Genomic DNA, 16,862 nt, shown 5'->3' with positions numbered 1-16,862 from the left:
AGGGCGGACATGCTGCGTCCCAGGGCACTCGATCATGTCGGGCTGAAGGTCAGGGACATGGACCGCAGCCTGCGCTTCTATTGCGAGGCACTCGGTCTGGAGCTGCTGCGCCGCCGCGACCGCGGCGGCGGGGTCACGTCCGCCGTCCTGCGGGTCGGCAGCCAGGAGCTCAACGTCTTCAGCCGCGCCGATTTCTCAGTATCGCCGCGCGATGACGACCCCGCCGGCCTCGATCACTTCTGCCTCGAGATCGAGGCCGCGTCGGTCGACGCGGTCATCGCCGACCTGGGCACCGCCGGTGTTGCGATCGCCCAGGGACCCGTGACGCGCAGCGACGGCACGTCCCTGTTCGTCGACGATCCCGACGGCTGCCGCGTCGAGCTGATCGTCAAGTGCTGACGGCTATTCGGCCGCCTGCTTGCCCTTGCCGAGCTCCTTCGGCACCTGGGCGCCGGCCGCGGCGAAGCGCGGCGAATCGGTCACCTTGAGCGCCTCGGCGGCCGACTTGTTCTCCATGATCTTGGCCATGATCGCCTGGCCCGCCCGGTCGAACACCGCACGGTTCTCGATCAGGAACGTCTGGGACTCGCGCAGCTTGGCGACGTAGCCGTTGATCTCGGGGATCACGTAGCGGGCGACCATGTCCCAGCTGCGGAACGTGTTCTCGGGGTTGGCCCAGTCGTGCACGAAGCCGACGACGGTGCCGAAGCCGCCGCTCTTGTCGTAGACCGACTTGATCATCTTCACGAGATCGTCGGGCGTGCCGACCACGGCGGCGGCACCGGGCACGAAGGCGGTCTTGTCGACCGCCTCGTCGGGCGAGGTGAACGGCACCGAGCCCGGCCGCTGCAGCGTGCCGGTGATGTACTCGTTGTGCCAGCGCATCAGCCCGTGCTTGGCCTCCTCGCGGGCCTTCTCGCGGGTCTCCGCGATGTGCCAGTTGAGCAGCACCCGCCACTGCTTGCGGTCGACGGTCGTGCCGTGCTTCTTCGCCGCTTCCTCGGCGAAGCCCCACTGCGTCGGCAGCGACATCAGGCCCTGCTCCGACATCGAGCCCAGCGAGATGATGCCGATGCCGTACTTGCCGGCCAAGGTCATGCCCGACGGGCTGATCTGCGAGGCGACGACGAACTCCATGTCCTCCTGCAGCGGCAGGAGCTGCAGCGCCGCATCCTGCAGCGTGTACCAGTCGGTCTTGTGGGTGACGCGCTCGCCCCGGAACAGGCGGCGGATGATGCCGATCGCCTCGTCCTGGCGGTCGCGCTGCACCATCGGATCGATGCCGAGCGTATGGGCGTCGGAGGGCAGGGCGCCCGGGCCCGAGCCGAAGATCGCCCGGCCGCCGGTCATGTGGTCGAGCTGCACCATGCGCTGCGCGACGTTGTAGGGATGGTGGTAGGGCAGCGAGATCACGCCGGTGCCGAGCTTGATGCGCTTGGTGCGCTCGCCGGCGGCAGCCAGGAACATCTCGGGCGAGGCGATCATCTCCCAGCCCGACGAATGGTGCTCCCCGCACCAGAACTCGTCGTAGCCGAGCTCGTCGAGATGCTCGACGAATTTCAGGTCGCGGCGGAACTGCAGGGTCGGATTTTCGCCGATCGGGTGATGGGGCGCGAGGAACGCGCCGAAGCCGAGTCGAGCCATGTCGATGCTCCTGTTCTTTGCGAAACGGGTAACATGGCGGGGAGGCCGGGTCGATATGCGGAGGGCAAAATGACGGATCTGAAGGGCAGGGTTGCACTGGTGACCGGCGGGTCGCGCGGCATTGGACGCGCGATCGCGATTTCGCTAGCCGAAGCCGGAGCCGCCGTCGCCGTCAACTACCGCTCGCGCGAGCACGACGCGCGCCACGTCGTGGAAGCGATCCACGCCACGGGCGGGCGGGCCATGCCGGTCTGCGCCGACGTCTCGCAATCCGTCCAGGTCCACGAGATGCTGGCCGCGGTGCAGCGGGCGTTGGGGCCTGTCGACGTGCTGGTCAACAACGCCGGCATCGGGCTGGTGCGCACGGTGGACGAGCTCACCGAGGAGGATTTCGATCGCACCATCGCGGTGAACCTGAAGTCGGTGTTCCTGTGCACGCAGGCCGTCGTGCCGGGCATGCAGACGCGGCAGTGGGGCCGCATCGTCAACATCTCGTCGGGCGCGGCGCGCGGCGCGGGCGGCGTGGGGCCGCACTACAACGCCTCCAAGGCGGGGCTGGAGGGTATGACCCGCGGCTATGCCGCGAGGCTGGTGAAGGACGGGATCACGGTGAATGCCGTGGCGCCGTCGTTGATCGAGACCGACATGGTGGGAGCCGTCGCCTCGTCGGCTGCCCGCATCCCGCTCGGCCGCTTCGGCACGCCCGAGGAATGCGCCCAGGTCGTCATGATGCTCGTCGGCAACGCCTACATGACCGGCCAGACCGTGGCGCTGAGCGGCGGCCTGTCGTTCCTGTGACCGCATGAGCGACCCGTCGCCCACGCGCCGCCTGCTGGCGCTGATGGACCATCTCGGCCTCGGCGTGGCGCATGTCGCCACCCAGATGCCCGGCGATATCGCGGGTCTCGCGGAGGGGCATGCCGAGAGGCTGGGCGGCGTCGTGCTCTGCGTGCCCACGAGGCTCGACCCCGGACCGTTTGCCGCCGTTGCGGACCGGCTGGCGATGATCAGCGGCGACGGCGACCTCAGCGCCGACGTCACGAAGCGCGGCCTGGCGCGTCTTGCCGGCGCACGGCGTCATGTCCTCGACGGATACGACGCGCCCGGCTGGGCCGACGTCGTGGCCGACCGGACCGACGAGGTCGTGAACGAGATGATGCGCCTGCTCGCCGATCGGCCGGCGGACGTGCCCCGGGCGGCAAACCGCGAAGGCGATTGCGAGGGCATTCGCTGGCACCTCGAGGGAAGCGGGCCGGCGCTTCTCCTGCTGCCGTTCTTCCTGGCGCCCTCGCAATGGGCGCCGGCCGTTGGGCGCCTCGCCGAATGGTTCACGGTGGTCACCCTGGGCGGGCCGCATCTCGGCGGCGTCGCCATGCTTGAGGATCGTGCGAAGGCGCCCACCTACCGGGCGCTCTTCCGCAGCCTGGTGGACCTGCTCGCGCCCGCGCCCGGCGAGAGCATCCTCGATGTCGGCTGCGGCGCGGGCTCGCTCGACCGCTTTCTCGCCCGGCGGCTGGGCCCGGACAACGTCATCACCGCGATCGACAACAACCCTTTCCTGCTCGACGAAGCGTCGCATCTCGCCCGCTCGGACGGCGTGGCCGACCGCATCCGCTTCGAGCCGGGCAATGCCGAGGCGCTGCCGTTCGACGGCGGCTCGTTCGACGTCGTCTTCTCGGTCACCGTCCTCGAGGAATGCGACGCCGATCGTGCCCTGGCCGAGATGGTGCGCGTCGCGCGGCCGGGCGGCCGGGTCGGCGTCGCGGTGCGCTCGCTCGACCTGCCGCAATGGTGGAGCCTCGACGTGCCCGAAAGCCTGCGGCAAAGGATCACGACGCCGCCGCAGTCGGTCGGTGCGCGCGGCGTCGCCGACGCCAGTCTTTACCGGCGGGCGCAGGCGGCCGGTCTGCGCGACCTCGTGTGCTTTCCCTTCCTCGTCACGCTCGACCGGCCGGAAGGCCCGATCTGGCGGTATCGCGAGGACCATGTCGTGGCGCAGCTTTCGGCCGAGGAAGCCGTGCAATGGCACGGTGCGCGGCAGCGGGCGGCGGCGGCCGATCTTCTGTTCATGGCCCATCCCATGCACTGCGTCGTCGGCCGTGTGCCGGGCTGACCGGCCCGGCGCCGCGTGGTATGGCCAGTCGCATAACGAGCCTTGCTTGCGGAAAGCCGATGCGTAGCGTCCTCTGGGTAGTCGTGCTCGTCGCGGCCCTGTCCTCAGTCGCCGGCGCCAAGGATCGGTCCATCCGGCCGCTTCCGGACGACCAGTGCGTGGCGCTCGCGCAGACACTGGGCAGCGCGGCCGGCATTCCGCTCTCCCTGCATACGGGCGTTGCGGACTATCCGGCGGGGCTCTCCGGCGAGGCGTGCCTGATGACCGGCACCGCAATCGGGCTGACAGTGTCACACGCAACCGTCCAGGCCCGGCTCGACCGCGCCATGGGCAGATGGCGTCCGGTGCCTGCCCTGGACGCCGACGGTCCCGACAGCACTACCAAGGCCTTCGTGCGGGACAATGTCACGGTGATCTACAGCCTCGCACAGCGACCGCCCCTCGGAACTTGCGAGGATGTCGTCCAGGCCGATTGCAAGGTGCCGCGCCGGCACTGGCACTGGACCCTCGATGTGACGGCCTTCGTCGAGTAGTGTCGGGGGCGCACCGGCAGGTCCGGGTGCACAGCGACGGTGGAGGAAGGGATGGGTTACACGCTCGAAAGTCTGGGGGCCGAGATTCGCGCCGCGCTCAAGGCCGATTCCGGCACCGGCGGCAAGGATGCGGTCTGCGGCATCGTCACCAAGGTGCTGCTCGACAAGGACTTCGTCGCCAAGCACCTGACCTCCGACCAGTGCAAGCCGCGCAAGGTCCTCTACGAGGATCCGGAACTCGGCTTCTGCATCTGCGGCCATGTCTACGAGAAGCCGGCGCACGGCGAGCCGCACGACCACGGCTCGAGTTGGGCGATCTACGGCCTGGCCGAGGGCGACACGGAGATGACCGACTGGCGCATCGTGAAGAAGGGCGAGGGCGGCGCGCCGTCGCTGGTCGAGCCCGAGAAGCGCTACGTCATGAAGCCGGGCGATGCGCATTTCTACGACGTCGGCGTGGTGCACTCGCCCAAGCGCGACGGGCTCACGCGCCTCGTCCGCATCGAGGGCGCCAACCTCGACCGCATCAAGCGCTCGAACATCAAGGCGGCCTGATGGGAGAGGAGATCCGCCTGACGGCGGCCGACGGCGGGCAGTTCGCGGCCTATCTCGCGCTGCCGGCCCGCACGCCGGCGCCGGGCCTGGTGCTCCTGCCCGAGGTGTTCAACACCAACCCGCATATCCGCTCGGTGGCCGACGGCTATGCCGCCGCCGGCTACGTCGTCCTGGCGCCCGACGTCTTCTGGCGCCAGGAGCCGGCCTGCTATGCGCCCTACACCGACGAGGGACGGGCCAAGGTCGCGGCGCTGCGCGCCCGGCTCGACACCGACCAGTTCGCGCGCGACCTCGGCGACGTCGTAGACGCGCTGCGCGGCCGCGCCGACACGACCGAAAAGGTCGGCATCATGGGCTTCTGCCTCGGCGGCAAGTTCGCCTACCTGGCGGCGACCCGCCTGCCGGTCGATGCGGCGGTGAGCTACTACGGCGTCGAGATCGACAACTATCTCGACGAAGCCGACCGGCTGCGCTGTCCGCTGCTGATGCATTTCGCCGAGCACGACCCGCACGTGCCGCCGCCCACCGTCGCGGCGATCAAGGCCCGCATGGGTGCCTGGACCAACGTCACGATCCACGACTACCCAGGCACCGAGCACGGCTTCAACCGCAAGGGCTATCCGCCCTTCCAGGAGGAAGCGGCGGCGCTGGCGCGCGAGCGCACGCTCGCGCACTTCCGGCGCCTGCTCGCCTGAAGGTCAGGCCGGGATGGCCAGCTTCAGCAGCGTCGAGGCATCGTCGCTGCGGTCGAGCGCCCAGACCGCGTCGATCAGTGGCCGGATATCGTGGTCCGAGCGCCAGCTCCTCGCCTCGTCGACCAGCTTCTGCTCGATCTCCGTGTCCTTGAGGGGATTGGCGGCGCTGCCGCGCGCCGCCGCCGTCGACAGGGCGTGCTTGCGGCCGTCGGCGGTCCAGATGTTCATCTCGACCGCGATGGTCGAAAGCTCGGGCTTGCTCGCCACCTCGATGCGGCCGCGCATCGCCTGAACCGCAGGGTCGGCGACGCAGGCGTCGGTGAACTCCCCGAGCCCCGCCTTGCCGAGCACCAGTGCGGCGGCGACGGCGTGCTGCAGGCTGACCTGGGCCTCGCGGCCGGTCGCGACCACCGGCCGGTCGGTGCGTTGCAGCAGCAGTGGATTGCCGCGCGCGGCGACGCGTTCGACCACCGCGTCGGGATGGGCGCGGCGCCAGTCCAGCGCGCAGTCGAGCAGGGGATGGATCACGAAGCCCGCCGGGTAGGGCTTGATCGAATTGTCCGCGACCGCCCAGCTGCTGCCGAGCCCGTCGCAGAGGCCTTCCCAGTTCGGCGGCTCGCCCATCGCCGCCAGCCAGCCCTGGGCGCCGGCGATCGGCTCGGCCGGACCGGAGAAGCCTTTCTCGGCCAGCAGCGCCGACAGGAGCCCGTTGCGCGCCGCATTGCCGACGCTGACGCTCTTGGCGGGCCAGCCGAGGCATTCGCAGAGGCCGGCCGACTGGGTGGCGGCGCTGCCCAGCGCCCAGACGTGGCGCCGTGCGTCGAGCCCGAGCAGCTTGCCGGCGCCCGCCGCCGCGCCAAAGACGCCGCAGGTCGAGGTGATGTGCCAGCCCTTGGGATAGTGGCCGGGCGAGACCGCGAGACCGATGCGGCATTCGATCTCGAAGCCCAGGGCGAAGGCCAGCAGCAGCTCGCGGCCGCTGACCGGGCGCAACTCGGCCAGCGCCAGCAGCGCCGGAGCGAGCGGCGCGGTCGGATGCACGACGGTGGGCAAGTGCGTGTCGCAATAGTCGAAGACGTTGGCGCCCGCCGCATTCAGGAAAGCGGCGCTCAGCGCGTCGATGCGCTCGGCGCGCCCGACCACGGTTGCCGGACGGCCGCCGGAGAAGGCGGCGAGCGTCGCGAGCGCGAGCTCGACCGGCTCGGTGCGGCAGCCGGCCAGCGCCACGGCGAAGAAGTTGAGCAGCGCCCGCTTGCCCGCGTGGCGTGCTTGTTCGGGCAGGTCGTCCCATCGCGTGTCGGCGACGAACGTTGCGAGGCTCTCGGTAACGCCAGGTTTCGGATCCATGATCAGCCCAACACGTCCTTCTCGTTGAATTCCACGCCGCGCACGACGTCCGCCGAGCTGCCCTGGTACTCGACCCGGCGCAGCTGGTTGCGCCGGATCTTGCCGGAGATCGTCTTGGGCAGCTCGGTGACGAACTCCAGCCGCCGGATTCGCTTGAAGGGCGCGAGGCGCTGATGGGTGTATTCGAGGATCGCCCGCGCCGTCTCCTTGCTGGGGGGCGTGCCGGCCGTCAGCAGGACGTAGGCCTTGGGAATGCTGAGCCGGATGTCGTCCGGCGTCGGCACGATCGCGGCCTCCGCCACTGCCTCGTGCTCGATCAGCACGCTCTCGAGCTCGAAGGGGCTGATGCGATAGTCCGAGGACTTGAAGACGTCGTCGGCGCGGCCGACGAAGGTCAGGTAGCCGTCGGCGTCGAGGCTCGCGACGTCGCCGGTGCGGTAGACCGCGTCGTTGACGCCCGACAGCTTGCCCGAATCGTCGGCATAGCCCTGCATCAGGCCGGCCGGCTTCTCCTCGTTGAGATCGATGCAGATCTCCCCCTCGTCGGTCGGCATGCCGTCGGGATCGAGCACGCGGATGCGATAGCCCGGCATGGGCCTTCCCATGGCGCCGGGCTTGACCGGCTGGCCGGGCGAGTTGGCGATCTGCGCCGTCGTCTCGGTCTGGCCATAGCCGTCGCGGATGGTGAGGCCCCAGGCCTCCTGGACCTTGTTGATGACCTCGGGGTTCAACGGCTCGCCGGCGCCGCAGACCTCGCGCAGCGCCACCCTGGTCGCCGCCAGATCTTCCTGGATCAGCAGGCGCCACACGGTGGGCGGGGCGCAGAAGGTCGTGACCTTGCAGCGTTCCAGCACGCCCAGCAGCGCCTTGGCGTTGAAGGGCGCCTGGTTGACGATCAGCACCGTGGCGCCGGCGTTCCACGGCGCGAAGAAGGTGCTCCAGGCGTGCTTGGCCCAGCCCGGCGAGGAGATATTGAGATGCACGTCGCCGGGCTGCAGCCCGAGCCAGTACATGGTCGACAGCGAGCCCACCGGGTAGCTGCGATGGCTGTGGCGCACCAGCTTGGGCTTCGCCGTCGTGCCGGAGGTGAAATAGAGCAGCAGCGGGTCGTCGGCGCGGGTTTGTCGGTCCGGCTTGAAGTCCGCCGGGCCCTGGTAGGCCTCCGTCAGCGATAGCCAGCCGGCCGGCGCCGGGTCGCTGATCGTGACGAAGGTGACGCCGTCGCGCGGCAGCTCCGCGCACTTCGCGACCTGGTCCTGGTCGGTGATGATCATGCGGGCGCGGCCGCGCTCGACGCGATCGGCCAGCTCCTCGGTGGTGAGGAGCGTCGTCGCGGGGATCACGATGACGCCGAGCTTCATGGCGGCCAGCATGATCTCCCACAGCGGCGCCACGTTGTTCAGCACCAGCAGGAGATGGTCGCCGCGTCCGAGCCCGCGGCCGCGCAGCCAGTTGGCGACCTGGTTGGAGCGGCGCGACAGCTCGCCGAAGGTGAGCCTGGTCTCGCGGCCGCTGGCCACGTCGACGATCCAGAGCGCGCACTGGTCCCGGCTGGCGGTGGCGAGCTCGGCGTCGAACCATTCGATCGCCCAGTTGTAGGGGACCGGCTCGGGCCAGCGGAAGCCGGCCACCGCCTTGTCGTAGTCGGTCCGGTGGGTCAGCAGGAAGTCGCGGGCTTCGCGAAAGGTCGGCATGGTCGTTCCTCCGGGATTTCCGTCTTCTTACTCGCGCACCGGCGCGCCTTCGAGCCGAAGCGGCGCATCGGACGCCAGATGGCCGGGCTCGTCGATGCGCAGGCAACCCGCGGTCAGCCCGTCGCCCGGCGCCTTGTCGGCCGGGGCGATGAACTGGGCCGTCAGCTTGAGGGTGCCGGCGATCAGGTGGGCCTCGCTCAGCCAGCGCGACGCGCGGGTCGACTGGCCGCCCTTGTCCAGCCGCAGCCAGCCGCAGATCACGGTGCGCTCGCCCGACGGGTCGATGCGGAGACGGGCGATGTCGCGACCCGTGAAGGATCCCGCCGGGCCGTTCACGCGCCACTCGAAGGGCACGTCGCGGTAGGAACGGGCCTCCTCGGCCGACACGTCGATGTTCCCGGCATAGTCGGCCTTGGCCAGCGTCGGGTCGCGCAGCCAGCCCATCTGGGCGGCGACGCCCAGCAGGACGACGGCCGCCGCCAGCGGCAGGATCAGCCAGCGCGGGAAGGACGGCATCGTCAGGCCAGGATGGTGGTGAGGCCGCCGTCGACCACCAGCGTGTGGCCGGTCATGTAGGCGCCGGCGTCGGAGGCGAGCAGCAGCAGGGGGCCGCGCAGGTCCTCGGGCTTGCCCCAGCGATGGGCGGCGGTGCGCTGGTCGAGCATGGCGTTAAAGCCCTTGTCGCGCTGCAGCGCCACGTTGAGCTCGGTGCGGATGTAGCCCGGCGCAATGGCGTTGGCCGTGACGTGCGGGCCGAACTCGACGGCGAGGTTCTTGGTGAGCCCGACCAGCCCGTGCTTGGCGGCGACGTAGCCCGCCACGGTTGCCCGGCCGAGGATCGCCATGACCGAGGAGATGTTGACGATGCGGCCGTAGCGCCGCGCCAGCATGTGCCGGCCGACCTCGCGCGCGACCACGAACTGGGCCACGAGGTCGGTCTCGACCGCGGCGCGGAAGGTCGCGGTCGAGGTGTCGACGATCTTCTCGCGGTAGATGATGCCGGCATTGTTCACCAGCACGTCGATGCGGCGGTGCCGGCGGACGATCGCGTCGACCTGCTCGCGCACCGCCGCCTCGTCGGTGATGTCGAGCGGCACGACCTCCGCCTTGCCGCCCTTGCGCGCGATCGCCCGCGCCGTAGCCTCGAGTTCCTTGACCGTGCGGCCGGCGCACAGCACGCGGGCGCCGGCGCCCGCCAGGGTCAACGCCATGTCGCGGCCCAGCCCGCGCGAGGCGCCGGTCAGCAGCACCACGCGGTTCTTCATCGCGAACAGATCGGCCATGCGCCCGCCCTCGTTTCCCCGTTTTGCCTTCGGACCCGATCCTATCCTATGAAAGGCGCCACGAGATATCGGGGAGGCACACATGGCGAAATCGGGCAAGGTGGCGATCGTGACGGGTTCGGCGACGGGGCTCGGCGCCTCGTGCGCCATCGACCTCGCGGCGCGCGGCTGGAACGTCGCCATCAACTACACCAAGAGCAAGAAGGAGGCGGAGGAGACCTACGCCGCCGTCACGGGCAAGGGTGTCGAGGCGATCCTGGTGCAGGCCGACATGGGGCAGGACGCCGACTGCAAGAAGCTCGCCGCCGAGACGGTGAAGAAGTGGGGCCGGATCGACGGTCTGATCAACAATGCCGGCACCACCAAGTTCCAGAACCAGGGCGACCTCGAGGGCGTGACGCCCGAGGACTTCGACCGCATCCTGCGGGTCAACGTCACCGGTCCCTACATGATGAGCCGGGCGGTCTTCCCGACCATGAAGAAGCAGTGGGAGGGCGCCCAGGAGCGCGGCTCGATCGTCAACATCTCGTCGATCGCCGGCGTCATGGGCGTCGGCAGCTCGATCCCCTATGCCTGCTCGAAGGGCGCGCTGAACACGCTGACGCTCACCCTGGCGCGCTGGCTGTCGCCGGCGGCGCGCGTCAACACCGTCTGCCCGGGCTTCATCCAGACGCGCTGGCTGCTGGGCGGCCTCGGCGAGGAGAACTACAACAAGCTGAAGCAGAACCAGGAGCAGACCACGCCGCTGCGCCAGGCCGGGACGCCCGAGCAGATGGCCGAGGCGGCGCTGTTCTTCCTGACCAGCGCCAGCAACATCACCGGCGAGTTCCTGATCGTCGACGCCGGCCAGCATCTCGGCGGCCTGCCGCTGAAGCCGCGCTGAGCCGCGGCCGGCGCCGCGCCCCGCGGGCGGAGCCGCGTCAGTCGATGATCTCGAAGTGCGCCTCGGTCGTGGTGCCGGTCTGGCCGTTGATCGGCAGGATGTCCTGCGGGCAGGCCGACATGGCGACGATGCAGTCGAGCTCGGCCCGCAGGGTGACGCGGTCGCCGGGCTTCGTCGTTGGCGGATCGAACGACAGCGCGCCGGTCGGCGTCCACGGGATGTTCATGAAGAGGTTGAACGGGCTCGGACACTCCGGCGGCGTGAGGCCGAGCGCCTGCAGGGCGGCGAACAGGTTGTCGGTGCAGTTGTCGTGGTATTCGGTGACGCCCAGCAGGATGTAGCGTTCGCTGTCGCAGGCGGCCATCAGCGTGTCGTGGTCGCCGCGGCTCGTGTCCTCGGTCCGGGTGAGGATCTTGCGCCGGCGGTTGGTGTAGAGCCCGTCGCCGACCCGCGGCACCAGCCTGGTCAGCGTGGCGCGCGTGTGCTCCATCGACATGAACTCGGTCAACATGCCGGCGGTGAAGGCCCAGGTGTCGACGACCTGCGCGCCGTGCGTGTTGACGATGCGGATCGACTGGCCGCGCTTCAGGTAGGTGGCCTTGCCGCGGCGGGCGGGAATGGTCTCCATGGCTCCTGTCCTCGCAGCCCTCAGGCCGGCAGTTCGTGGCCGCGGCCGATGTTGCGGATCACCTCGCTGAGATGCGGCTTCTCCTGGAGGAGCGCACGGCGGTAGGCGATCAGGCCCCGCAGCAATGCGCCCTCGCGGCCGAGCAGCGTGTCGGCGAACTCGACCATGCGGGTGTTGGGCCAGCCGTGCTTGCGCAGCCCGAGCAGCTTCAGGAACGCCTCCTCCTCGTGGCCGGGCGCGTGCTGGCACATCAGGATGGCGGCGGCGGCGGTCGAGCGCGAGATGCCGGCATGGCAATGGACCAGCACGTGGCTGCCGGGCAGCGCGTGCAGCCGCTCGCCGAAGTCCAGGACCTTCTCGATATGGGCGGGGGTGCAGGCCTCGAAACCGGGATACTCGGCCACCACGTCGTCGAACCGGATCAGCAGGTGGTCGATCTCGAGATAGTCGTCCAGCGCCGGCGGCCGCGGCTCGTGCGTGTCGATGATCGACAGGACGTGGCTGACGCCGACGGTGCAGTGCTGCGACAGTTCGGGGATGCCGCAGATCGTGACCTTGTGGGAGGGCAGGGGCATGACGTGAATCCTACAGCAAGCGCGACGCCATTTGCAGCCCGACGGCCAGCATGCCGAACAGGAAGGCGCGGCGGAACGTCTCCGGCGAGACGGCGCGGCGGGCGCGCTGGCCGATCCAGACGCCGATGAAGGTCGGGACGATGGCGGCGATGCCGCCGGCCACGTTGCCGAGGGTGAAGGAGCCCTGCACCGCGAGCGCCAGGGTCAGCGCCCCGATGATGAACAGGAACATGATGCCGAGCGCCTGCACGAGATCGTGGCGGTCGATGTCCAGCGACTGCATGTAGGGCAGGAAGGGAACGGCGGCGACGCCGGTCAGGCCGGCCACCGTGCCGCTGGCCAGCCCGACCAGCGGATTGGCCCAGCGCTCGGCCGCGCGCGACACGGCCGGCCGCCAGGCGGTCAGCGCCAGGCCGGCATAGATCGCCAGCACGACGCCGACCCATCCGGTCGCGCTCGGCGAGCCGAGATGGCCGAAAACCGCGGCGACGACGATCAGGGCCGCCATGGCGGCCGCGGCCATGGTGGCGAAGCGCCGCAGCAGCCGGCCGAAGCCCTGTCCCCAGATGGCCTGCCAGATGTTGGTCGCCAGCGTGGGCACGACCATTATCGCCAGCGCGTCCTCGAGCGGCAGGACGAAGGTCATCAGCGACAGGGCGATCGGCGGCAGGCCCATCCCGACCCCGCCCTTGGCGACGCCGGCGACGACGAAGGCGGTCGCGACGGCGAGGATCTCGAGCAGGGTCACCGGCCGGAAGCGCCGCCCGTCACGCGCCCCGTCACGCGGATGGCCATCCGGTCGAACGCTTCCCAGAACCTGGCCCGCAGGTCGTCGGTCTCCATCATCACCTCGTGCTTGGCGCCGGCGATGGTGACGTGCTCGCCATGCGGCAGCCGGGCGGCGACCGGGCCGTGGGTGCGCGAGGCGACCAGCGGGTCCTCGCCGGCGCTGATCAGCATCAGCGGCAGCTCGATGCGTTCCAGGTAGCCGGGGGCGAGCGCCGCCGTCATCGACCGTGCGGCCTGCCGCGCCCAGCCCAGCGTCGGCCCGCCCAGCATGAGCCGCGGGTCGGCCGCGAACCAGTCTTCCGTGAAGCGGTAGCGGCGCTCGTCGTGGGTGACGAAGTTGGCGTCGAACTCGCGGGCCAGGGCGATGAAGGGGCCGGTGCCGAACAGGTAGCGCTCCTCGACGGCGGCCATCTCCGGCATGACCATCAGCACCGAGCGCAGCATCGCCTCGCGCCGCAGGCCGGTCATCGGTGCCGTCAGCACCCCCGCGGCGAACGGTCCCGACCCGTTCTCGGACAGCCATCGCAGGACGATGTGGGCGCCCATGGAATGGCAGAGCGCCAGGACCGGCGGCGGAGCGGCGGGCAGGACGACCTGCTCGAGGAAGAGCTGGAAGTCCGCGATGTAGGTCGCGAAGCTGTCGATATGGCCCTTGCCGCGGTCGGGCAGCGGCCGGTCCGACAGGCCCTGGCCGCGCCAGTCCATCGCGAACACAGAATAGCCACGGCCGAGCAGCTCGCCGACGATCTCGGTCGCATACTTTTCGATGAACTCGGCGCGTCCCGACTGCAGGACCACGGAACCGGCCGGTCGCCCGGGGGCGTTCCAGCAGGCGAAGCGCAGGCGGCCGCCGGCGGCTTCAAGAAAACCGTAACGGTCGCCTTCGCGATAGGTTGCGGCCAGCTCCGGCGGGATCGAGGCTGGCCTGGCTTCGGGGTCGTCGTCGTTCATGCCCAGCGGCTTTGTGGCGAAGCGCCGTCGACGGCGCCAGCGGAGAATTGGGCATTTTGGCCATCATCGCCGACACCGTCTTTACGCTGTCAGGCGGTCCGCCTATAAATCGCGCGGTCGCCGCATCGTCTGCGTCGGGTCGCAGGCGAGGAAATCGGGCGCAAGGAAACCTCCAAGAGGTCAGCCGCATTGCGTGGTTATCGGCTCTTTGGTTGAGTCGATCCGGCACGGTCCTTGCGTCGATAGCCATCGTCCGCAGGAGACATGTGACCGCGATCCCCCCGAGAGCATGTGCCATTGGCGGCGTGCCGGAGCTGTCGCTTCTTCATGATCCGAAACGGATGGGTTCTCCTCATTGCCGCCGCCGCGACCGTCCTGGGATGGCGGGCGCTGGACAGCCGGATCGAGGCGGCTGACGTCAGGGGACCGCTGCACGGCGTGACCTATGCGCCCTGGGGCAAGGACCAGGATCCGATCGCCGCCAAGGAGAGCGGCGTGTTCAGCTTCCTGCGCACCGCCTTCACCGATGCCCCGCCGGACACCGTCAAGCCGCGCAAGGAGCAGATCGAGCACGATTTCTCGCTCTTCGCCGGCAAGACCGACTATGTGCGAACCTACCGCACGTCGGACGGCGGGGAGGTGATGCCCGAGATCGCCGCCCGCCACGGGCTGAAGCTGGTGCCCGGCGCCTGGATCTACAGCGCCAGCGAAGCCAAGCAGCAGTTCGGCCGCGAGGCGGGCGAGGTCAATGCCGAGGAGACGCGGGCGCTGATCCGCATGGCCAACCAGAACCCGAACATCGAGCGCGTGCTGGTCGGCAACGAGAACATCCTGCGCTGGGACGGACAGAAGGACCTGCGCGAGCCCAACGCCGTCAGCCCGGCCCAGCTCATCCGCGAGATCCGCAACGTCAAGCGCAACGTCAAGGTCCCGGTCAGCACGGCCGAGCCCTGGCATGTCTGGCTCCATTATCCGGAACTGGCGCGCGAGGTCGACTATCTCGCCGTCCATGTCCTGCCCTACTGGGACGAGAAGTCCGACGAGACGCCGCTCGAGTATCTCAAGAGCCGGATCGGGCAGCTGAAGCAGGCCTATCCGAACAAGAACATCATCGTGACCGAGGTCGGCTGGCCCTCGAACGGCGCGCCGCGCCGCAGCCCGGGCAGCGGCGTGGTCAAGATCGCCAGCCCGGCCGAGCAGGCGAAGAACATCCGCGACATGGTCGCCTGGCTGAAGGCGCAGAACGTCGACTACTTCGTCGTCGAGGCCGTCGACCAGCCGTGGAAGTCCTACGACCTGGAAGGCAAGGCGGGCGGCTACTGGGGTCTCTGGGATGCCGACCGGCGGGCCAAGTTCGACTGGACCGGTCCGATCCATGGCTTCCCGCAATGGTGGGTGGGCGCCGCCTGGTCGCTCGCCCTGGCGCTGCCGCTCATGATGGTCTTCCTGTGGCGCTGGCCCGACCTGCGCCGGCCCGGCCAGCTCGGCTTCTGCGCCCTGCTGGCCCTGTCGACCAGCGCCCTGGTCTACGGCGGCCTGGTCGCGGCGGGGACCTACATGGTCGTGTCGGAGATGATCGGCTGGGCGGTCCTCGCCTTTTTCCTCGCCATGAGCCTCGCCATGGCGCTGGCCCAGGCGCTGGAGATGGCCGAGACGATCTGGCGCCGGCGCTGGACGCGAGAGGCGACGCCGGCGGCCGAGATGATCGCCCGCCAGCCGGCCGACCGGGTCTGGCCCAAGGTTTCGCTGCATCTCGCCATCTGCAACGAGCCGCCGGCCATGGTCATCGAGACCCTCGATTCGCTGGCCGCGCTCGACTACCCCGACTATGAAGTCATCGTCATCGACAACAACACCAAGGATCCGGCGGTGTGGCGGCCGGTCCAGGACTATTGCGCCCAGCTCGGCGAGCGCTTCCGCTTCTTCCACTTCGACGAGATGAAGGGCTTCAAGGCCGGCGCGCTGAACTATGTGCTGAGCCAGACGGCGCCCGACGCAAGGATGATCGGCGTCATCGACAGCGACTATGTCGTGCGGTCGGACTGGCTGAAGGCGCTGGTGCCGCATTTCGACGACGAGAAGATCGCCTATGTCCAGGCGCCGCAGGACCATCGCGACTGGAAGGGCGACCGGTTCAAGGAGATGCTGAACTGGGAATATGCCGGCTTCTTCGACATCGGCATGTGCCTGCGCAACGAGTACGACGCCATCATCCAGCACGGCACGATGACGCTCGTCCGCCGCGACCGCATGGAGGAGATGGGCGGCTGGGCGACCTGGTGCATCACCGAGGACACCGAGCTCGGCCTGCGCCTGATGGAAAAGGGCTACGGCGCCATGTACAGCCGCGAGCGCTTCGGCCACGGGCTCACGCCCGACCATTTCGCCGGCTACAAGAAGCAGCGCTTCCGCTGGGCCTACGGCGCCATGCAGATCATGAAGGCGCATGCCGGCAAGATGCTGTCGAACACGACGCGGCTCACCTTCTGGCAGAAGTACCATTTCGTGGCCGGCTGGGTGCCGTGGTTCGCCGACGCGCTCAACCTCGTCTTCACCTGGGCGGGCCTCGCCTGGCTGGTGGCGGTGGTCGTGCCGCCGCTGTTCGGGCTGAAGCCGGTCGGCCTGCCGCCGGCCGAGTTCATCCTGCCGACGATCGGCATCTTCGTGTTCAAGCTGCTCTACGCCTTCGGCCTCTACTTCGACCGCGTCCGCTGCACCTTCCGCCAGAGCCTCGGCGCCTCGCTGGCCGGCCTGGCGCTGACCTACACGGTCGGCCGCGCCGTCATCTACGGGCTGATGACCAGCCGGCTGCCCTTCATGCGCACGCCCAAGATGGACGAGCGGGCGACGCTCGGCATGGCGCTGGGCATGGCGCGCGGGGAGGCGGTGCTCACCGTCCTGCTGTGGCTGGGCGCCATCGTGCTGTGGCTCGACCCCGGCGCGATCAATCCCGAGGCCCGCCTGTGGTCGGTGTTCATGGTCGTGCAGTCGCTGCCCTACGCCGCGGCCGTCTACGTCTCGATGGTGAACGCCCTCGAGCAGATGCGCCATGCCCGGGCGGTCTTCGAAGCGACACCGCCGACCCGCGTCTCGAGCGGGCCGGCGATGCAGCCGGCGCAATAGGTGTCTGGACACGCCCCGCCGCCGCCTCCCGGCGGATCGCGATGCCGTG

At 69.6% G+C, this 16,862-nt stretch carries 17 protein-coding genes; 8 read left to right on the top strand and 9 right to left on the bottom strand.

Translation table 11 applies throughout. The annotated features are described in order from the left end of the window. Positions 1-9: 9 nt before the first annotated feature. The gene (locus ACO073_RS21670) at positions 10-399 is read left to right on the top strand and encodes a VOC family protein (RefSeq protein WP_422000205.1); all 390 of its coding nucleotides are present in this window, start codon (positions 10-12) and stop codon (positions 397-399) included. A 3-nt stretch (positions 400-402) separates the two neighbouring features. On the opposite strand, the gene ACO073_RS21665 is transcribed toward ACO073_RS21670, so the two are convergent. Continuing rightward, positions 403-1,644 (bottom strand): LLM class flavin-dependent oxidoreductase, encoded by a 1,242-nt coding sequence (locus tag ACO073_RS21665; RefSeq protein ID WP_422000203.1) that lies wholly within the window; start codon positions 1,642-1,644, stop codon positions 403-405. 69 nt (positions 1,645-1,713) lie between these two features. Here ACO073_RS21665 and ACO073_RS21660 point away from each other — a divergent pair, with 69 nt between their 5' ends. The 5 genes from ACO073_RS21660 to ACO073_RS21640 are packed head-to-tail and all read left to right on the top strand — an operon-like array spanning position 1,714 to position 5,540. After that, on the top strand, positions 1,714-2,442 hold the full coding sequence (locus ACO073_RS21660; RefSeq protein ID WP_422000201.1) for an SDR family NAD(P)-dependent oxidoreductase: 729 nt from the start codon (positions 1,714-1,716) through the stop codon (positions 2,440-2,442). Between the two features lie 4 nt (positions 2,443-2,446). After that, complete coding sequence (locus ACO073_RS21655) at positions 2,447-3,757, top strand: methyltransferase domain-containing protein (protein WP_422000199.1); 1,311 nt, start codon at positions 2,447-2,449, stop codon at positions 3,755-3,757. Between the two features lie 59 nt (positions 3,758-3,816). Next, positions 3,817-4,290 carry a hypothetical protein gene (locus tag ACO073_RS21650; protein WP_422000198.1) on the top strand — a complete coding sequence of 158 codons (474 nt, stop codon included), beginning with the start codon at positions 3,817-3,819 and terminating at the stop codon, positions 4,288-4,290. A 51-nt stretch (positions 4,291-4,341) separates the two neighbouring features. Next, a complete protein-coding gene (locus tag ACO073_RS21645) occupies positions 4,342-4,845 on the top strand; it encodes a hypothetical protein (protein ID WP_422000197.1) in 504 nt (167 codons plus the stop codon). After that, positions 4,845-5,540, top strand: a complete 696-nt coding sequence (locus ACO073_RS21640; RefSeq protein ID WP_422000195.1) for a dienelactone hydrolase family protein — start codon at positions 4,845-4,847, stop codon at positions 5,538-5,540. The genes ACO073_RS21645 and ACO073_RS21640 overlap by 1 nt, the downstream gene beginning before the upstream one ends. Before the next feature lie 3 nt (positions 5,541-5,543). Here ACO073_RS21640 and ACO073_RS21635 read toward each other — a convergent pair whose 3' ends face one another. The 4 genes from ACO073_RS21635 to ACO073_RS21620 are packed head-to-tail and all read right to left on the bottom strand — an operon-like array spanning position 5,544 to position 9,864. Beyond that, positions 5,544-6,887 carry an MmgE/PrpD family protein gene (locus tag ACO073_RS21635; protein WP_422000193.1) on the bottom strand — a complete coding sequence of 448 codons (1,344 nt, stop codon included), beginning with the start codon at positions 6,885-6,887 and terminating at the stop codon, positions 5,544-5,546. A 2-nt stretch (positions 6,888-6,889) separates the two neighbouring features. Beyond that, complete coding sequence (locus ACO073_RS21630) at positions 6,890-8,581, bottom strand: AMP-binding protein (RefSeq protein ID WP_422000190.1); 1,692 nt, start codon at positions 8,579-8,581, stop codon at positions 6,890-6,892. 27 nt (positions 8,582-8,608) lie between these two features. Next, the gene (locus tag ACO073_RS21625; protein WP_422000189.1) at positions 8,609-9,097 is read right to left on the bottom strand and encodes a hypothetical protein; all 489 of its coding nucleotides are present in this window, start codon (positions 9,095-9,097) and stop codon (positions 8,609-8,611) included. A gap of 2 nt (positions 9,098-9,099) precedes the next feature. Beyond that, positions 9,100-9,864, bottom strand: a complete 765-nt coding sequence (locus ACO073_RS21620; protein WP_422000187.1) for an SDR family NAD(P)-dependent oxidoreductase — start codon at positions 9,862-9,864, stop codon at positions 9,100-9,102. Positions 9,865-9,946: 82 nt separating this feature from the next. Here ACO073_RS21620 and ACO073_RS21615 point away from each other — a divergent pair, with 82 nt between their 5' ends. Continuing rightward, positions 9,947-10,747: an SDR family NAD(P)-dependent oxidoreductase gene (locus ACO073_RS21615; protein ID WP_422000186.1), complete on the top strand. Its 801-nt coding sequence runs from the start codon at positions 9,947-9,949 to the stop codon at positions 10,745-10,747. A gap of 37 nt (positions 10,748-10,784) precedes the next feature. On the opposite strand, the gene ACO073_RS21610 is transcribed toward ACO073_RS21615, so the two are convergent. Genes ACO073_RS21610 through ACO073_RS21595 form a run of 4 tightly spaced genes read right to left on the bottom strand, consistent with a single transcriptional unit; the run spans position 10,785 to position 13,690 of the window. Continuing rightward, the gene (locus ACO073_RS21610) at positions 10,785-11,375 is read right to left on the bottom strand and encodes a DUF1989 domain-containing protein (RefSeq protein WP_422000184.1); all 591 of its coding nucleotides are present in this window, start codon (positions 11,373-11,375) and stop codon (positions 10,785-10,787) included. A gap of 20 nt (positions 11,376-11,395) precedes the next feature. Continuing rightward, positions 11,396-11,950 carry a tyrosine phosphatase family protein gene (locus tag ACO073_RS21605; protein ID WP_422000182.1) on the bottom strand — a complete coding sequence of 185 codons (555 nt, stop codon included), beginning with the start codon at positions 11,948-11,950 and terminating at the stop codon, positions 11,396-11,398. A gap of 10 nt (positions 11,951-11,960) precedes the next feature. Beyond that, positions 11,961-12,698: a sulfite exporter TauE/SafE family protein gene (locus ACO073_RS21600; RefSeq protein ID WP_422000180.1), complete on the bottom strand. Its 738-nt coding sequence runs from the start codon at positions 12,696-12,698 to the stop codon at positions 11,961-11,963. Then, positions 12,695-13,690, bottom strand: coding sequence for an alpha/beta fold hydrolase (locus ACO073_RS21595; RefSeq protein ID WP_422000179.1), 996 nt, complete (start codon positions 13,688-13,690; stop codon positions 12,695-12,697). Before ACO073_RS21595 ends, ACO073_RS21600 begins: the two co-directional genes overlap by 4 nt. Positions 13,691-14,017: 327 nt before the next feature. Between ACO073_RS21595 and ACO073_RS21590 the strand changes: the two genes are divergently transcribed. Further along, entirely contained in the window at positions 14,018-16,813 is a 2,796-nt protein-coding gene (locus ACO073_RS21590; protein WP_422000177.1) for a glycosyltransferase, read from the top strand. The last annotated feature ends 49 nt before the right edge of the window (positions 16,814-16,862 follow it).

It is taken from the genome of Reyranella sp. (genome assembly GCF_965229815.1).
Lineage (GTDB): Bacteria > Pseudomonadota > Alphaproteobacteria > Reyranellales > Reyranellaceae > Reyranella.
The sequence above is the reverse complement of the archived record's forward strand: the minus strand, read 5'-3'. Positions and strand labels throughout refer to the sequence as shown.

Excerpts from the sequence above, each read along its gene's own strand:
- ACO073_RS21665 (WP_422000203.1), bottom strand. The coding sequence starts at position 1,644 with ATGGCTCGACTCGGCTTCGGCGCGTTCCTCGCGCCCCATCACCCGATC.
- ACO073_RS21670 (WP_422000205.1), top strand. The coding sequence starts at position 10 with ATGCTGCGTCCCAGGGCACTCGATCATGTCGGGCTGAAGGTCAGGGAC.
- ACO073_RS21620 (WP_422000187.1), bottom strand. The coding sequence starts at position 9,864 with ATGGCCGATCTGTTCGCGATGAAGAACCGCGTGGTGCTGCTGACCGGC.
- ACO073_RS21625 (WP_422000189.1), bottom strand. The coding sequence starts at position 9,097 with ATGCCGTCCTTCCCGCGCTGGCTGATCCTGCCGCTGGCGGCGGCCGTC.
- ACO073_RS21655 (WP_422000199.1), top strand. The coding sequence starts at position 2,447 with ATGAGCGACCCGTCGCCCACGCGCCGCCTGCTGGCGCTGATGGACCAT.
- ACO073_RS21595 (WP_422000179.1), bottom strand. The coding sequence starts at position 13,690 with ATGAACGACGACGACCCCGAAGCCAGGCCAGCCTCGATCCCGCCGGAG.
- ACO073_RS21640 (WP_422000195.1), top strand. The coding sequence starts at position 4,845 with ATGGGAGAGGAGATCCGCCTGACGGCGGCCGACGGCGGGCAGTTCGCG.
- ACO073_RS21590 (WP_422000177.1), top strand. The coding sequence starts at position 14,018 with ATGATCCGAAACGGATGGGTTCTCCTCATTGCCGCCGCCGCGACCGTC.
- ACO073_RS21610 (WP_422000184.1), bottom strand. The coding sequence starts at position 11,375 with ATGGAGACCATTCCCGCCCGCCGCGGCAAGGCCACCTACCTGAAGCGC.
- ACO073_RS21660 (WP_422000201.1), top strand. The coding sequence starts at position 1,714 with ATGACGGATCTGAAGGGCAGGGTTGCACTGGTGACCGGCGGGTCGCGC.
- ACO073_RS21630 (WP_422000190.1), bottom strand. The coding sequence starts at position 8,581 with ATGCCGACCTTTCGCGAAGCCCGCGACTTCCTGCTGACCCACCGGACC.
- ACO073_RS21635 (WP_422000193.1), bottom strand. The coding sequence starts at position 6,887 with ATGGATCCGAAACCTGGCGTTACCGAGAGCCTCGCAACGTTCGTCGCC.
- ACO073_RS21605 (WP_422000182.1), bottom strand. The coding sequence starts at position 11,950 with ATGCCCCTGCCCTCCCACAAGGTCACGATCTGCGGCATCCCCGAACTG.
- ACO073_RS21650 (WP_422000198.1), top strand. The coding sequence starts at position 3,817 with ATGCGTAGCGTCCTCTGGGTAGTCGTGCTCGTCGCGGCCCTGTCCTCA.
- ACO073_RS21645 (WP_422000197.1), top strand. The coding sequence starts at position 4,342 with ATGGGTTACACGCTCGAAAGTCTGGGGGCCGAGATTCGCGCCGCGCTC.
- ACO073_RS21615 (WP_422000186.1), top strand. The coding sequence starts at position 9,947 with ATGGCGAAATCGGGCAAGGTGGCGATCGTGACGGGTTCGGCGACGGGG.